Source organism: Massilia sp. DJPM01, from assembly GCF_030348125.1.
GTDB classification, from domain to species: domain Bacteria; phylum Pseudomonadota; class Gammaproteobacteria; order Burkholderiales; family Burkholderiaceae_D; genus Telluria_A; species Telluria_A frigida.
Genome location: NZ_JAQOZV010000008.1, coordinates 97226 through 111941, shown reverse-complemented (window position 1 = coordinate 111941; position 14716 = coordinate 97226). Strand labels below are relative to the sequence as shown.

The 14716-nt window shown below is 64.6% G+C and carries 15 protein-coding genes; 8 read left to right on the top strand and 7 right to left on the bottom strand.

Translation table 11 applies throughout. The annotated features are described in order from the left end of the window. Nucleotides 1–56: 56 nt before the first annotated feature. From PO883_RS08020 to PO883_RS08010, 3 genes are read right to left on the bottom strand one after another with little or no spacing between them, the layout of a single operon-like run. On the bottom strand, nt 57–341 hold the full coding sequence (locus PO883_RS08020) for a DUF5985 family protein (RefSeq protein WP_289309282.1): 285 nt from the start codon (nt 339–341) through the stop codon (nt 57–59). A 5-nt stretch (nt 342–346) separates the two neighbouring features. Beyond that, nucleotides 347–604 carry a DUF5985 family protein gene (locus tag PO883_RS08015; protein ID WP_289309281.1) on the bottom strand — a complete coding sequence of 86 codons (258 nt, stop codon included), beginning with the start codon at nt 602–604 and terminating at the stop codon, nt 347–349. Nucleotide 605: 1 nt separating this feature from the next. After that, nucleotides 606–992 carry a hypothetical protein gene (locus PO883_RS08010; protein WP_289309280.1) on the bottom strand — a complete coding sequence of 129 codons (387 nt, stop codon included), beginning with the start codon at nt 990–992 and terminating at the stop codon, nt 606–608. Nucleotides 993–1301: 309 nt separating this feature from the next. Here PO883_RS08010 and PO883_RS08005 point away from each other — a divergent pair, with 309 nt between their 5' ends. From PO883_RS08005 to PO883_RS07970, 8 genes are all read left to right on the top strand, one after another. Further along, nucleotides 1302–2339, top strand: coding sequence for a hypothetical protein (locus PO883_RS08005; protein WP_289309279.1), 1038 nt, complete (start codon nt 1302–1304; stop codon nt 2337–2339). Next, the gene (locus tag PO883_RS08000; protein WP_289309278.1) at nt 2332–3546 is read left to right on the top strand and encodes a cation:proton antiporter; all 1215 of its coding nucleotides are present in this window, start codon (nt 2332–2334) and stop codon (nt 3544–3546) included. Before PO883_RS08005 ends, PO883_RS08000 begins: the two co-directional genes overlap by 8 nt. Beyond that, the gene (locus PO883_RS07995; RefSeq protein WP_289309277.1) at nt 3539–4765 is read left to right on the top strand and encodes a YbdK family carboxylate-amine ligase; all 1227 of its coding nucleotides are present in this window, start codon (nt 3539–3541) and stop codon (nt 4763–4765) included. The genes PO883_RS08000 and PO883_RS07995 overlap by 8 nt, the downstream gene beginning before the upstream one ends. Then, complete coding sequence (locus PO883_RS07990) at nt 4762–5424, top strand: response regulator (protein WP_289309276.1); 663 nt, start codon at nt 4762–4764, stop codon at nt 5422–5424. The genes PO883_RS07995 and PO883_RS07990 overlap by 4 nt, the downstream gene beginning before the upstream one ends. Then, on the top strand, nt 5400–6809 hold the full coding sequence (locus PO883_RS07985; protein ID WP_289309275.1) for a HAMP domain-containing sensor histidine kinase: 1410 nt from the start codon (nt 5400–5402) through the stop codon (nt 6807–6809). The genes PO883_RS07990 and PO883_RS07985 overlap by 25 nt, the downstream gene beginning before the upstream one ends. A gap of 89 nt (nt 6810–6898) precedes the next feature. Further along, nucleotides 6899–7828 (top strand): serine hydrolase, encoded by a 930-nt coding sequence (locus PO883_RS07980; protein ID WP_289309274.1) that lies wholly within the window; start codon nt 6899–6901, stop codon nt 7826–7828. 194 nt (nt 7829–8022) lie between these two features. After that, nucleotides 8023–8508 (top strand): peptidoglycan-associated lipoprotein Pal, encoded by a 486-nt coding sequence (gene pal, locus PO883_RS07975; protein WP_289309329.1) that lies wholly within the window; start codon nt 8023–8025, stop codon nt 8506–8508. A 314-nt stretch (nt 8509–8822) separates the two neighbouring features. Then, entirely contained in the window at nt 8823–9356 is a 534-nt protein-coding gene (locus PO883_RS07970) for a DUF805 domain-containing protein (protein ID WP_289309273.1), read from the top strand. A gap of 32 nt (nt 9357–9388) precedes the next feature. Here the strand turns inward: PO883_RS07970 and PO883_RS07965 are convergent, their stop codons facing one another. The 4 genes from PO883_RS07965 to PO883_RS07950 are packed head-to-tail and all read right to left on the bottom strand — an operon-like array spanning nt 9389 to nt 14714. Next, nucleotides 9389–10705: a DUF58 domain-containing protein gene (locus tag PO883_RS07965; protein WP_289309272.1), complete on the bottom strand. Its 1317-nt coding sequence runs from the start codon at nt 10703–10705 to the stop codon at nt 9389–9391. Continuing rightward, nucleotides 10698–11702, bottom strand: coding sequence for a MoxR family ATPase (locus PO883_RS07960; RefSeq protein ID WP_167085657.1), 1005 nt, complete (start codon nt 11700–11702; stop codon nt 10698–10700). The genes PO883_RS07965 and PO883_RS07960 overlap by 8 nt, the downstream gene beginning before the upstream one ends. Further along, a complete protein-coding gene (locus PO883_RS07955; protein WP_289309271.1) occupies nt 11692–13095 on the bottom strand; it encodes a DUF4350 domain-containing protein in 1404 nt (467 codons plus the stop codon). The genes PO883_RS07960 and PO883_RS07955 overlap by 11 nt, the downstream gene beginning before the upstream one ends. Next, on the bottom strand, nt 13092–14714 hold the full coding sequence (locus tag PO883_RS07950; protein ID WP_289309270.1) for a hypothetical protein: 1623 nt from the start codon (nt 14712–14714) through the stop codon (nt 13092–13094). The genes PO883_RS07955 and PO883_RS07950 overlap by 4 nt, the downstream gene beginning before the upstream one ends. Nucleotides 14715–14716 lie beyond the last annotated feature (2 nt).

Genomic DNA, 14716 nt, shown 5'->3' with positions numbered 1-14716 from the left:
GAATTGGGCGAGACCTGGCGGCACTGCGTTTCCATCGGCATTCGTGGTGGGCACGCTTACGGCGTATCCCCCGGGCGTTTGCGCCGCGGCCAGTTTTTTTCCAGTACAGCCCAAAGTATCAGGGCGTACGCCAGCAGGCGAAATGAATAATGCAGTGGATTGTTCTCATCAATGCCGGCGATGACGGGAAACGCAGCGTACACGCGGTGGCCGGCTTGAACCAGGAAGGACAGGGCGAAGTAAAGGAAAAACCGATCCCTGCTGCTGCGCCAGAAGCGCAAGAAAAAGAGCGCAATGACCAAAGAGGCCATTGCTATCGCGCCAGATATCATCCCGTTCATATGATTTATTCCTTTTCGTAAATCAGGCCATACAGCAGCAACAAAACAGCGGCCAGCGCGCTGGCATCGCGATATGGCAAGAGATCGATGTCGGGAAAAACAAGCTTGTCGAACACCAGCAGCAAATTATTCACGGTCAGTACCGCAAAGCACAGGCCGCTCCAGAATAGCAGGCGATGCCCGCTATTCCAATAGCGGTTCAACAGAAGCCATGCGCAGGCGAGGGATGTTAATGCACACAAGATATAAATCGCTGCTGACACGCTACGTCTCCTTTCGGAAGTTGAAAGCATCGGCGAATTGTTGTGCTTTTCGGTCCAACTTCGAGTGAATAAGCAATGTGATCTCCACCAAATTTGTTGAATACAAGAGCGCCAGACGAGCGATGACAGCGCATAGTTCGTTGGGTTGCTCGTTGAAGTAATATGTCGACGTGGAATCGTCACACTGAAGCATCCCCGAACCGCACAGGTCTGTCAGCACGCCGTGTACCACCGCTGGGGGCACATACAGACGCTGCGCCAGGTCAAGCGGCGTCCAGCGCGCCGGTGCGGTCGCACGCATCAGTATCAGCGCTTCGATATGCGGCACTGAAGGGATGCTCGTCAAGATGAAGCGGCGCACCTCGGGCGGAATTTCCTTTTTTGGCATCGCTGCTATGGTCGGGACGGTGAGGCCGCCCGCTGCTTTATGTTTGTGAGTGATAATTGTATAGCCTGAATGAGTTTGCGCCTACGCAATCGTACTCCTGACCATGCGGTACGCAATACTTTCGGGAATAAAGTTTTTACGGGCATGTTCGCTAAGTGTTCGCTAAGTGTTTCCCGCTACCATTATCGAGCCCTGTCGTCCTGACGAGCGTCGTGCGCGGTTACATTCACAATGAAGCGAGGAGCCACTTTGATTCAATCACTCCGTGCTGCCGGCACGGGACCTACGTTCGGGTACCTATGCATGTGCTTGCTGTTCGCCACCTGGCCGGCCGCGGCCGATGCGGCACCGAAAGCGCCGCGCCGCGCGGAGACAATCGATGTCACTGAAAATTTTTCCTTGCTGGCGCAGCAACGGCCCTGGATCTGCCCGGATCAGCAAGCAAACGACACACCCCGCACCGGGTGGAGCGGCGGCCAGGCCGAATGCGCCTGGCAAAACCGTTTGCGCATGCGCAGTTGGAGCGGGCAAGGCGGCTTGACGGCAGCTTCTTGTGTCAGTGCGCAAGCGCACTGGTGGGTATGGGCGCGCACCGGCGGTGCCGCCTTGTCCAGCGCGCCTCCGGCTTGGCGCACTGCCTGGTCGGCGCACAGTCTCGTTGACGACGGCGCTGCGGAAAAGCGCATCGTCATTCTCCGGCGCCTGGCGAACGGGGAATGGAATGCGACAGAATGGCGCTGGAGCCCGTCCACACGCGCCGCGACCCGCCGCTGGCAGGAGGGGCGCTGGCAACTGCTGGTCGCGCGCGCCGCGCAGCTTCGGCAGGCGCCGGAACCGCCCTACGGCCCGCAGGAGGCGCGCACGCTGCGCGCGTTGCTCGAGGCCAATCTCGGTACGCGCGTCGGCGAAGCGGGCAGCCATACGTGGCAATGGAAAGCCGGCGGACTGTGCCTTGCGGTGGATGCTGCCGGTCTGGGACTGCCCCTGATGCAACTGCCGTACGCCGTCGACGACAGCCGCTTGGAGCAACGCGCGGCGATGCAGCTGCAGCTGGCGCGGCGCTATCCCAAGGCGATGTGGCTGTCGACCTTCAGCCTGGTGCCGACGGCGCCGCAGGCGGGTGGCGGCGCTAAATTCTATGCGCTGTGGCTTGAGGGCGCGGTTCTCAAGGGCCAGCTATGGATACCGACCAGGGCTGATGGCCCGCTGGTCCGGCTGCGCATCACAACAGCGGTGCCGGTGGCGCCGGGAAGTCAGCCCGACCAGGCTGTGGTCGAGCGGGCGCGGCAAGTTGTGCAAGGTGAACTGATGGGGCTGGCAGTACGCTGGACGGACAAGCATGATTGACGAGGCCGCCGAACTGCCCGTGTGGCTGCTCTCGCCGCTGGCCGTGATCGGCGCCGGGCTGCTGTTGTCGCAAGTGATAGGCGTGCTGATGCAGGTCCACGGCTGGCCCAAGCTGTATGGCGCGGTGATTGCCGGACTGATCCTCGGCGTGAGCGGTTTCGGCATGATCGATGGCGCCCTGGTGAGCCAGTTTCAGGAATTGTTCAATGCCGCCTCGGCGCTGGTGTTGTTCGAGGTCGGGCGCAAGATGGACCTTGCGTGGCTCTGGCGCAGCAGGCAGCAGGGCGCGGCGCTGTTACTTGGCTGCGTATTGCGCGGCCTTGGTGCATGGGCCATCTTGCTGGCCTTCGGCCTGGGCCGGGGCGAGGCCGGCTTCATCGCCGCCATCCTCGTTGCCGTCAATCCTGTCGTGTTCACCTCGATGGTGTCCGATTCCAATGCCAGCGGCGTGGCGACTTACGCTGGCGCGAATACGGTAGGCATCAGCAACCTGGTTGCGCTGCTTGCGCTGGCGGTGTCGCTGGCATGGATGCGCAGCCATAGCGCGAATGCCGAGGCGGCCTTCGACGGCGAATTACTGCGCCAGGCAAGCAAACTCGCGCTCGGCGCAGCCATTGCCGTAGCCTGCTATGGCTTGTATGCGTTGGCGACACGTATTTCGAAGGCTCAGGCCGGGCTCAGGCCGGGCATTTTGCTGGCGGCCTTGATGATGGATCTCGGCCTGTGCTCGGTGACCTCATCGAGCGCGCTGTTGTCGCTTCTGTTGATGGGGCTGCTACTGCGCAATGCGGAGACGCGCGAGAATGTCTTCCAGGCTCAAATCAAGACCGCCCAGGACATCGGCTACGCGCTGCTGTTCATGCTGTCGGCCGCGCTGGTGCAGATACAGCAGCTGTTTCAATGGACACCTTTGCTGGCGGCGCTGCTGATATTCGGCGCGCGCGTCGGCTTGACCCGCCTGGCGTTGATGCGCAGCGAAGCGTGGAGCCGGGAGAAAAAGCACGCGATCGCACTCTCGCTCTGTTCACTGGTCGGTTTCGGTTCGCTGGTGGTGGACAATTCCTTGACCGGAGCATCTTACATGAGCGTGATGGGGGCCAACATCATGGCGGCACTATTGGCGCTGAACGTGCTGATCGGGCCCGGCCTCACGTGGTATGGACTGAAGCTTGCGGATGAGACACACGAAGGAGAGGAACATGGCTGAGCTCACCCCGGAACAAGCGCAGACGCAGGCGGTTGCCGGCAGAGGACCGGCATTCTTGCCGCCGTTTACAGTATCCCGTCTCGGCACCATGGGCATCGAGCTCGAATTGATGGTGCTCGACAGACTCACCTACGACTTGCTGCCGGCAGCGCCCGACATCCTGCGCCTGCTCGACATGCAAAGCAAGAAATGGGTCGCCACACCGGAAATCACCACTTCCATGCTGGAAGTGGCAAGTTCCATCCTCGACGGCTACGGCCCGGCCGCCGCCGAGATCGAGGAGATACGATCGAGCGTCCAGCGCGCGGCATTCCAGGTCGGGGCGGCAATCTGCGGCGGGGGAGCGCACCCATTCCAGAAATGGAACGAGCAGCGCATCTATCCCAAAGAGCGCTATCGCGAGTCGGCAAAGAAATACGGCTACCTGGCAAAGATGTTTACGGTATTTGGCATGCACGTGCACATCGGCGTGCCGAACGCCGACGAAGCGATCCGGATCTGCGCCTGGCTGACGCAGCGCGCACCACTCTTTATTGCCCTGTCGGCGAACTCGCCGTGCTGGCAGGGCGAGGACTCCGGCTTTTGCAGCGCCCGCAGCAATGTCGTGGGCGCCTTTCCCATGAGCGGTACGATGCCATCCCATATCCGCACGTGGGGCGACTTTTCGGCGCACTTCGCGCGTCTGGCGCAGCACGGCATCGTCAACAGCATCAAGGATTTTTATTGGGATGTGCGCCCCAAGCCCGAATATGGCACGGTCGAACTGCGGGTGCTCGACACGCCGCTGCGGCCCGCCTATGCGGCCGCGCTGGCGTGCTACGCCCGCGAATTATGTGTCGAGGTGTTTGCCGCGCCCGGCCAGTGGCCGCTGGACGACTCGCGTGAAGTTTATGCGTGGAACCGATTCAACGCGGCCAAGGACGGGGTTGGCGCGGACTGGATCGATCCGGGTAGCGGCCTTGCGCGCCCGGTCAGGGAGGTGGTGCTGGAGGATCTGGAACGGCTGGCATTGCGCTCAACCGATCCGGGCTTCGGCGAGGCCCGGCGCATAATCGAGGAACTGATGCGTGACGGCGGACAGGCTGGCTGGCTGAAGGCGCATATGGATGGCGGATCAGGGATGAATGATTTGTCGCGGTTGGCCAGCGAGATGTTCGAACACCAGCCGGCAGCTTGGCCGGCGCAGGCGGAGCATGACGGCACAGGAGAGCATGCATGAGGATATTGCTGGTTGAGGACGACCCGATGATCGGCAGCGTCGTTCAGCAGGAATTGCGCGACGCAAGCTATGCTGTCGACTGGGTGCGCGACGGCCACGCCGCGCTGACCAGCATGGAGGCGCTCGACTACTCGCTGGTTCTGTTGGACCTGGGCTTGCCCAGAACAGACGGCATGGCGGTTCTGCGCGCCATGCGTGCCGCCAGGAATAATGTGCCGGTACTGGTGCTGACCGCGCGCGACGCTACCGAGGACCGGGTCGCGGGGCTCGACGGCGGGGCCGATGACTATCTGGTCAAGCCATTTGCCCTCAGCGAGCTGCTGGCGCGCATGCGCGCGCTGACTCGGCGCAAGGAAAGCGCGGCAGGTCCGTGCCTGTCGAACGGCCTCGTCGCCTTGGACCCTGCCACCCACGAAGCCCTTGTCGACGAAGTCGCTGTACGACTGACCGCGCGTGAATTTTCCTTACTGCAGTCCTTGCTGCTGCGCCCTGGTGCGATCCTGTCGCGTTCCGAGCTGGAAAATCGCCTGTACGGCTGGAACGAGGAGGTGGAAAGCAACGCGGTCGAATTTCTGATCCATTCGCTGCGAAAGAAATTGGGCAGCGACATCATCAAAAATGTGAGGGGGGTGGGATGGATGGTCTCGAAGGAGCAGTAGCGTCCTCGCTGCGATTCAAGCTGTCGTTGTGGCTGTCGATCGCCATCGTGATCGTCGCCGCCGCGGCCGGGGTATTCTCGTTCGCGTCGGCCACGGATGACGCGCACGCCATGCAGGACAGCCAGCTGGGCCAAACGGCCTACCTGATTAGCCGGCTCGATGCGGTTCCGTCGTCGCCGCTGGCGCGCGAGCGCAAGGGAGACGACGATTTCGATGCGCGCGTGGTGGTCCGCTTCCTGCAAACGGACAACGGCAAGCCGGCGCCGGTACCAGCGCGCCCACCGGTTTTCTCCAACCTGCTCAAGGATGAGCTGCAGACGGTATTTGTCGGCAAGGAACAATGGCGCGTTTTCGTCAAGAGCAATGCCAAGGGTGTGCGGGTCGCGGTTGGCCAGCAAACCGCCGTGCGCGACGTGGCGGCGCGCGCCAATGCGGTACGCACGCTGATGCCCATCTTGTTCCTGGTCCCGGTACTGGTACTGCTTGTGACGGTGCTGGTACGTCAGATGTTCAAGCCGCTCAAGGCGCTGTCGGCCGAGCTGGGGCGCCGTCCGGAACACGACCTGGGACAGTTGAACAAGTCCGGACTGCCATCGGAAGTGTGGCCGTTTGTGGTGGAAATCAACGAACTTCTTTCCAGGATGGGCCGTTCTATGGCATCGCAACGCAGGTTCATTGCCGACGCCGCCCATGAATTGCGTTCGCCCTTGACCGCCATGTCGCTGCAAGCCGAGCGGCTCGGCGCCACCGCGATGCCGGAGGAGGCGCGAGCGCGCTTGGGCGCCCTGATTGCAGGACTGCGGCGTACGCGGATATTGCTCGACCAACTCTTGATGCTGGCGCGAATTCAGGGACCCAGTGTCGTTGAAAAGGGCAGTGTGTCGCTGGACCAGGTGATTCGTGAAGTGCTGGAAGACCTGGTTCCTTTGGCGGAGGAGAAAGACATCGACCTCGGTGTCGTCGGCGATGTCGACGCCCGCGTCAAGGCGCGACTGGTCGACCTGAAGGTGCTGATCAAGAACCTGGTCGACAACGCCATCCGCTACACGCCCGATGGCGGGCGGGTCGACATTACCGTTCAGCAGATCAACGGATCGGTCATCCTCCAAGTAGACGACACCGGTCCTGGCATCCCGGCGCACGAGCGGGAAAGGGTGTTCGATCCGTTTTATCGGGTGCTCGGCAACGGCGAAATCGGTTCGGGACTCGGCCTTGCGATTATCCGCACAGTTGCCACGGGAATGGGCGCCAGTATCGTGCTTTGTGACGCCGATCCTCCCAACTCGGGACTGCGCGCGCTGGTCCAATTTGGCGGCGACGGGCCGGGGCAGGCCGTTGCCGTAGGTTCGACTGCGCTCGCAGCGCAGGCTGGGCACTACGCGTGAGTACGCCTCGTTTCTCTTGTTTAATTCTGTTGGCCATGGCGGCGCTCGCCATGGCGCCTGGCGCTCGGTCCGGAGCTGGACGACCTGTCATGGCGCATGCAATGGCGCCCGGAGCAATGCCGCCATTGAGCGTCGATCGCCAGCGCGCCAAGCCTGCCTGTGCAGTCGGCGGCGTGCGCAACGACCGGTCCGGCCGGCGTGCCAGGCGTTCCAGGGAACAAAGTGTCAAACAGGCGCATGCGCGCAGGCCGGCAAGGGCCATCCTGGCTGCAGCACTGCGCTCGAACGCGGTGCTGATACTCGATCCCGTATCGCGTGAAACACTATTCGAGAAAAATTCCGCCGCCGTGATGCCAATCGCATCGCTGACGAAGCTCATGACGGCACTGGTCGTCGTAGAAGCGCGTCAAGACATGGAGCAATTGCTGACAGTGACCGACGCCGACGTCGACCGCCTCAAGTATTCGTCTTCCCGGCTCAAGGTTGGTACCAGGCTGAGCCGCTCCGCCATGTTGCATATTGCCTTGATGAGCTCGGAAAATCGCGCAGCCTCGGCTTTGGGACGCAGCTTCCCGGGCGGCGTGCTCCACTTCGTCGCGGCGATGAATGCAAGAGCGCAGGCTTTGGGGATGACGAGTTCGCGTTTCTTCGAACCGACCGGGCTGTCAAGCGCGAACGTGTCGTCGCCGGAGGACCTGGCAAAACTGGTTCTCGCAGCGCACAAGCATGCGCTGATCCGGCGCTATTCGACCGACCCCGGGCACACCATTGCGCAGGGCAGTCGCAGGACGCCGTATCGCAATTCGAACCGGCTTATCGCCAATGCGCGCTGGCACATAGGCTTGCAGAAGACCGGATACATAGCAGAAGCGGGACGCTGCATGGTGCTGCACGCAAACCTCAAGGGGCGGCCGGTGGTGATGGTCTTCCTTGACGCTCAAGGGAAATTTTCGCGTGCTGCCGATGCCAACCGCGTGCGCTCCTGGCTGGGCAGCGGGCGCCGCTCGGCGCGGCCATAAGGTTGAATTGATTTTTTCGGACAATTTCTTGCTAATTGTGCGCTAAGGCCCCGGCGCTATGATGCTCGAAGGTCGTACCGCAATGCCGACTTGGCGCGGGCTCATTGAGCCAGTCATCAGAGCAACTATCATCATGCAGTCCAGGAGAAAACGTGTTCAAATCAAGGCCCCTCGTATTCATTCTCGCGACAGCGATGCTGTCGGCGTGCAGTTCGCCGGTCACATTGCATGACACGCCGGTCACCGACCGGCCTCTTGCGTCGGCCGCGCCAGTCGCCCGTCCTGCCAACGGACGCGATGTGCTGCCGGTTCAAGCCGGTTCGGTCGACCCGCTGACCGATACTGGCGGCGCATTGGCCAAACGGAGCGTGTATTTTGACTATGACAGCTACACTGTGCGTAACGACGGCCACCGTGTGGTAGAAAGCCACGCAAGCTTCCTGAACAAGAACAAGAGCCGCAAGATTATTATCCAGGGGAATACCGACGAGCGCGGCGGTACCGAATACAATCTGGCGCTCGGACAAAAGCGCGCCGAAGCGGTGCGCAAGTCTTTGGCTGTTCTTGGCGTTGCCGAAAGCCAAATGGAAGCCGTTTCGCTGGGCGAGGTCAAGCCGCAGGCAACGGGGAGCAACGAGACTGCCTGGGCGCGCAACCGTCGTGCCGATATCGTTTATTGACTGTTCCGCGTCCAACTGGACGTAAGATTCATGAGCTGGGATCCAATTCGCAGCTGCAACCATGAAGAGGCCCCCATGAGAACGGGAAGCGCTGGGTGTACCACTGCGGCGGCATGCCCGGATACGTTACCGACTTCATGCGCTACCAGGATCAGAAGCTGACCATCATTTGTGTTTACCACGCTGAGCGGCCAGCATGCGAATGCCCGCAAGATCGTGCGCGCGGTCGCGCCCATGTTCGGCCAAACGCGCTAAGTAATCGCCAGATTTTTCTTGTCACATCCGGATCGGTAACGATCCGGATGGTGACAGATATGAGGCTGCGATTGAAGCCTGGCGCTGAGGAGCGCAGTGCGTTATCTGGCCTATTCCATGTTTCTGTGGATCGCGATCTTGCTCTTGATTACCGCCCTGATTGTCTTGCTCGTGACGGCGTTCAGCCCCATGATGAACTTGTTCTGACTGGTGATGCTGATCCCCGCGCTGGCGCGACGTTCATCCTCACGCGCCGCCGCCTTCATGATATGGAGCTGTCCGGCTGGTTCGGACTGCTGCACATGGCCCCGCTCGTGAACGTCTTTTTTAACCTGTGGATGAACAAGTACGGCTTGCCGCCGGCGCCGAACACGCGGACGCTGGTGATTGCCGCCTGGGTACTGCCGATCGCCTTTGCCGCGTCGATGCCGAGTCTGATGACGTTGGAAGAAAAGTGGATCTATAGGATTTTCGATGGCGAGGCCGCCAGGTCCGGGAAGACCAGGGACCCCTTTGCGTCTGGCAACGCGCCGGCTGACGCCAGCGCCGATACCGAAGCGCCAGCCCCGGCCGCGCCGGCGCCGCCCAACTGAGCCGGCGCCACGCTCCGGCATCCGGGGCGGCCTTACAGCTGCCCGCTTTCCTTGATGTCGAGGTAGCGGTTCACCAGCGCCGTGCTGAGCTGGTCGGGCGTGATGTCGATCAGGCGCTCGGCGCGGATGCCCAGGCGCCGGATGGCCTCGCGCCGCTGTTGCAGGTAGTGCACCGTGGCGCTGTAGCGCAGCGCGCCGGGGAAGCTGTCGACCGCCGTGCTGCGCGCGCCGTCCATGACTTTTTCGCGCAGGCTGGCGCAGATCACCAGGTGCTTGCTCGACATCAGCTCGCAGGCCGAGCGCAGCGCGGTGTCGTCCTCGTCGCGCAGGTTGGTGATGATGACGACAAAAGCGCGCTTGCTCAGGCGGTTGAGCAGGTTGGTGGCCGCTTGCAGATAGTCGGGCGCCATTTCGGACGGCTGCACGTCGTACACCGCGCCGAGCAGGCGATCGAGCCCGTTGCGGCCCTTGAGCGGCGCCACCCAGCGGGTATCGCCGCCGAAGGTCATCAGGCCGACCGCGTCGCCCTGTTTCTGCGCCAGGAAGCCGAGCGTGAGCACGGCGTTGAGCGCGTGGTCGAAATGGGTGGTGCTGTCGTCGCGCGCCAGCATGCGGCGTCCGGTATCGAGCAGGAACACGACTTGCTGGTCGCGTTCTTCCTGGTACTCGCGGGTGATCGGCTTCTGGCGCCGCGCGGTGGCTTTCCAGTCGATCGAGCGCATGCTGTCGCCGTCGCGGTATTCGCGCAGCTGGCGGAAGTCGGTGCCTTCGCCGCGGCGCCGCTTGCGGATGGCGCCGGCCGCCGGCGCGCGGCGGTCGGTCGCGCTCAGGGTGTGCCCGAGCAGCTTGGAGTAATCGGGGAACACCTTGATGCTGCTCGGCGCGCCGATGCGGTGTACGCGCTGCCACAGGCGCAGCGGCGAGCGCACGCGCAGGTGGGCCGGCCCGAAGCTGGCCGGGCCGCGCTGGTCGGCGCACAGGCTGTAGCTGACGGCGGCGTACTCGCCCGGCGCGATCCGGCTGCGGTGGCTCAGGCCTTCCATCGCCCAGGTGGCGGGGTAGTCGTCGTACAGGTCGAGCGCGACATGGCGGCCGCCCTCGTTGTGCAGCTTGAGCGTGACCTTGTTCCAGGTGCCGACCGGCCACACGCCGGCCAGTTCGCGCTCGACGCGCAGCAGCGGCGCCTTGCGCGAAATCCAGGCGTCGACGCAGGCCAGCGCCAGCGCGGCCAGGCCCGCTCCCTGCCACAGCGGCAGCAGCGCCTCGACGTGGCTGGCCGCCAGGCCAAGCACGGTCCAGCCGCCGGCCACCGCCAGCAGGGTGCGCGACGGGGTCAGTACGTCAGCCACGCGGAGCGGCGACTTCTTCGATCAGGCCAAGCAGCAGTTCGTCGCTGCTCAGGCCATCGAGTTCGCTTTCGGGAGAGACGGCGATGCGGTGGCGCAGCACCGGCAGCGCGGCCGCCTTGATGTCGTCCGGGGTCACGTAGTCGCGCCCCGAGGTGAGGGCCATGGCGCGCGCCATGCGCACCAGCGCGATGCAGCCGCGCGGCCCGGCGCCGATCGCGATGCCGGGCCAGTCGCGCGTGGCGCGCACCAGCCGCACGGCGTAGGCGGCAACGGCGTCGTCGACCCGGATGCGGGCCACCAGCTGTTGCAGCGCGACGATGGTGTCGGGCTTGACCAGGGTCGCCACCTGGCTCACTTCCAGGCCGTCGCCGACGCGGTCGCGGGTGACCATGCGCAGCATCTGTTCTTCCTCGTCGACGCTCGGATAATCGATGCGCACCTTGATCAGGAAGCGGTCCAGCTGCGCTTCCGGGAGCGGGTAGGTGCCTTCGTTTTCCAGCGGATTCTGGGTGGCCAGCACCATGAACGGCGGCGCCAGGTGGTGCGATTCGCCTTCGATCGTGACCTGGCGCTCCTGCATCACTTCGAGCAGCGAGGACTGGGTCTTGGCCGGGGCGCGGTTGATCTCGTCGGCCAGCAGCAGGTGCGCGAACACCGGGCCGCGGCGCACGCTGAACGACTGGCTCTTCATGTCGTAGACGGCGTGGCCCATGACGTCGGCCGGCATCAGGTCGGGCGTGAACTGGATGCGCGAAAAGTCGCCGGCGAAGGTCTTGGCCAGGGCCTTGACCAGCAAGGTCTTGCCCAGCCCCGGCACGCCTTCGATCAGCACGTGGCCGCCCGCGAGGCAGCAGGCCAGCACCTGGTCGACCACGGCCTGCTGGCCGATCACGGCGCTGCGGATTTCCTCGCGCATGCGCTGGACAATGCCGATCGCCTGGCTCAGGCGTTCGGCCGTGATGGCGGGGGCGGCGCTGGTGGCGGTGTTATCGTTCATAGTGATTTCTCAGTTCTTGAAGAGTGCGGATCTGACGGGTGAATCGGGTGACATGGCTGGCGGCGTCTTGCTGCAGCGCTTCGCTGACGTCGGCCTCGGGCAGTGCGCAGTCGCGCGCCAGGGTGGCCCACAGCTGGTTTTCCGGCATGCGGAACAGGGCCGGGGCGCGGCGCCGGATCAGGGCCAGGGTATCGTCGCGCGCGGCTTCCAGCAGCAGCTGGCGCCCGCCCTCGGCCTTCCACAGCCAGGCCCCGCTGGCGTCGATGTGTTCGATCAACGAGCGCCGTTCGGCCTTGGGCGCGGGCACGATCGGGCCGAAACGGCGCACCGCGGCCCAGAACATCAGTGCCACGCCGACCGCCAGGCTGACCAGGAACAGGCTGTAATTGCGCCACAGCGCCTTGTACCAGGGCAGCACGTTGAGGTTGCGCACGATGGTGACGTGGCGGCCCGGCGCCAGCTCGGCCAGGGCCAGCAGCAGCTCGGCGTGGTCGCGCTCGTCCAGGCTGCCGTTGTCGAAGTAATCGGTGGCCAGCAAGACCACCTGGCCCTTGCCTTCGCGGTAGACGCGCACGGCGCCGCCATCGTCATCGCTCCAGAGCGGGGCGACGGCCTTGGGCAGGCTGACCAGTTCGCGCGAGCTGCCGTCGAGTTCGAGCGCATGGGTCTTGCCCGGCAGGATCACGTGGCTGACGGTTTTGTCGCGTTCGCGCCGGGCGGCGGCGATCGCTTCCGGCTTGTCCTTGTCTTCGTCGGCCGGCCGGGTGCGGCATTTGCACGCCTTGGCGTCGCGCCGCCCGCGCGCGCCGAAGCGGTCGGTGAGCGGGTCGCCTTCGGCCACGGCGGTGAACGGTGAACGGACGGCCCGCGTGGGTTCTTCGTCTTCGTCTTCGTCTTCGTCGTCCTCGTCCTCGTCATCCTCGTTGGCCTTGCTCTCGTCCTTGTCCTGGGCGCTGGCGGAAGCTGGCTTGGCCTCGGCTTCCTCCTCCTCGTCTTCTTCTTCGCTGGCCGGTTCCAGCGCGGCGAGCGCGGCTTCTTCGGCAGTGGTCAGCGAGCGCGGTTCGGCAATCAGGGTGTTGCCGCGCCGAACCCAGTCGAGTATTTCCTGGGCCTGGCCCGGCAGTGCCGTACCCGAGGCGCCGCTGAGGATCATGGTGCCGCCCGCGACTTTCGGCAACACCAGTTCGCCGAGCGAGCCGACCCCGTTGACGACCTGGCCGTTGCGGCGCAGCAGGAGCGTGGCGGCCAGCATGCGGTCTTTCATGGCCGCCTCGGACCTGTAATAACGTGATTCCCAGCGCAGTTCCATCTGGTCGTACCAGCACCAGGTGCCGAGGGCGCCCAGGGCCACCAGGGCCAGTACGGACAGGATGCTTTTCAGGTTGTCGTTCATGCCGCCGTCTCCCGCAGTGCGCCGAACTGCGCATCCCATGCGGCGCAGCAGGCCAGCAGGGCGTCATCGGCGGGCCAGCGCGCGGCGTAGGCGCCGCCCAGCCACAGGGAGGTGGCGTTGATGGCCACTTCCAGGCGCCCGGGCGAGAGCTGCTGGTGCTGCGCGGCCTGGCGCGCCAGGCGCAGGCAGTCGCCTTCGGTATTACCCTGGCGCAGGGCCAGCGCATCTTCGGTGACCAGGCGCGACAGGGTGGCGCGGTACAGCAGGGCCAGGGCGGCGCGCTGTTCGCCGTGGCTCCACAGGGCGCGCACCTGGGTCGTCACGTCGGGCGGCAGCGATTCGGCGCGGATATTCAGGCCGCCGATTTCGGTGGCCACGCGCGCCTTGGCGGCCCGCTCGAAGGAGGGGAAATGGTGGCGGTAGCGGTATAGCACCCAGGCCACCAGGCCGATGGCGAGCGCGATGAACAGCACCTTGAGAATGGCGGCGATCAGGTTCATGTCGAACGAGGAACGGGTGCGTACCTCCTTCTTCCTTTCCTTGATGGCGCGCTTCTTGAACTCCCAGCTTTCCACGCATTCGTAGCCGCGCAGGTCGGGCTCGGCATATAACTGGTCGAGCTGCTGGCGGATGCGCGCCTGCTCGGGCGCTTGCAGCGGACCGCGTTCGGGCAAGTCCATGCCCTTGGGCGGTGCGCATTTCGCCTGGGCCGGGGCCGGCGCGGCCGGTGCCGCACTGAGCGGCGTGGCCGGTGCCGCACTGACCGGGGCGGGCACGCCGGCCAGCGCCAGCAGCATGCCGGCGCCGGCCAGCGCCAGCAGCACCGACGTGGGCGCGGCGGCGCGCGCGCGCAGCGCTGGCGGGCGCTTGATCTGGCGCAGCTTGATTTCCAGATCCCAGGCTTCCATGCTGGCGCGGCGGTTCAGGTACAGGGTAAAGCAGCAGGCCGTGTAGACCGGCGCCATCAGCGCGGTGGACAGGGCGAAGGCGCCCAGGGTGAGCAATTCCGTCAGCACATTGACGCCGTCGCCGGTCAGGCTGGTAAACAGGAAAAAGGGATTGCCGATCTTGCCGTCGGTGGCAAAAATGCCGATGAAGCCCAGGGCGCCCAGTTGCAGCACCACTTCCAGGTGGGCGCAGACGACGCCGAACCAGGCCGCCGAGGAGGCGGTCCCGTTCTTGCCGAGCGCGCTGCGGCGCGCACTGGCGACCGAGCCGCGGGCGCCTTCGAGCTGCCAGACCGGTTGCCAAAAGCCGCGTCCGGCGCTGATCAGGCGGCCCCAGGTGATCAGGCGGAACCAGCCGCCGCCGAGCTGGCCCGGCCAGGCGCGTACCGCTTCCTGCCAGGTGACGGCGGTGCCGAACACCTGGCGCGAGAGCACGTACAGGGGCGCGCGTTCGAGCAGGGGCTTGAACCACCAGGCCAGGATCAGCCAGGCCCAGGCCAGGTCGGGCCGCCACACGGTCAGCGCGGCGCACACGGCGACCAGCGGCAGCCACAGCGCCAGGAAGGCCATGTAGGCGGCGCCGGCGTGCGAATGGAGCAGGCTGAACCCGAGGTCGAGCGCCTGGGCATTGGTGCGCGGGCGCAGTTCGATCTGCAGTTTGTCGATTTGCATGG

Coding starts and splice junctions, on each gene's coding strand:
- PO883_RS08020 (WP_289309282.1), bottom strand. CDS start 341: ATGAACGGGATGATATCTGGCGCGATAGCAATGGCCTCTTTGGTCATT.
- PO883_RS08010 (WP_289309280.1), bottom strand. CDS start 992: ATGCCAAAAAAGGAAATTCCGCCCGAGGTGCGCCGCTTCATCTTGACG.
- PO883_RS08000 (WP_289309278.1), top strand. CDS start 2,332: ATGATTGACGAGGCCGCCGAACTGCCCGTGTGGCTGCTCTCGCCGCTG.
- PO883_RS07995 (WP_289309277.1), top strand. CDS start 3,539: ATGGCTGAGCTCACCCCGGAACAAGCGCAGACGCAGGCGGTTGCCGGC.
- PO883_RS07990 (WP_289309276.1), top strand. CDS start 4,762: ATGAGGATATTGCTGGTTGAGGACGACCCGATGATCGGCAGCGTCGTT.
- PO883_RS07985 (WP_289309275.1), top strand. CDS start 5,400: ATGGATGGTCTCGAAGGAGCAGTAGCGTCCTCGCTGCGATTCAAGCTG.
- PO883_RS07980 (WP_289309274.1), top strand. CDS start 6,899: ATGGCGCATGCAATGGCGCCCGGAGCAATGCCGCCATTGAGCGTCGAT.
- pal (WP_289309329.1), top strand. CDS start 8,023: ATGCTGTCGGCGTGCAGTTCGCCGGTCACATTGCATGACACGCCGGTC.
- PO883_RS07970 (WP_289309273.1), top strand. CDS start 8,823: ATGAGGCTGCGATTGAAGCCTGGCGCTGAGGAGCGCAGTGCGTTATCT.
- PO883_RS07960 (WP_167085657.1), bottom strand. CDS start 11,702: ATGAACGATAACACCGCCACCAGCGCCGCCCCCGCCATCACGGCCGAA.
- PO883_RS07955 (WP_289309271.1), bottom strand. CDS start 13,095: ATGAACGACAACCTGAAAAGCATCCTGTCCGTACTGGCCCTGGTGGCC.
- PO883_RS07950 (WP_289309270.1), bottom strand. CDS start 14,714: ATGCAAATCGACAAACTGCAGATCGAACTGCGCCCGCGCACCAATGCC.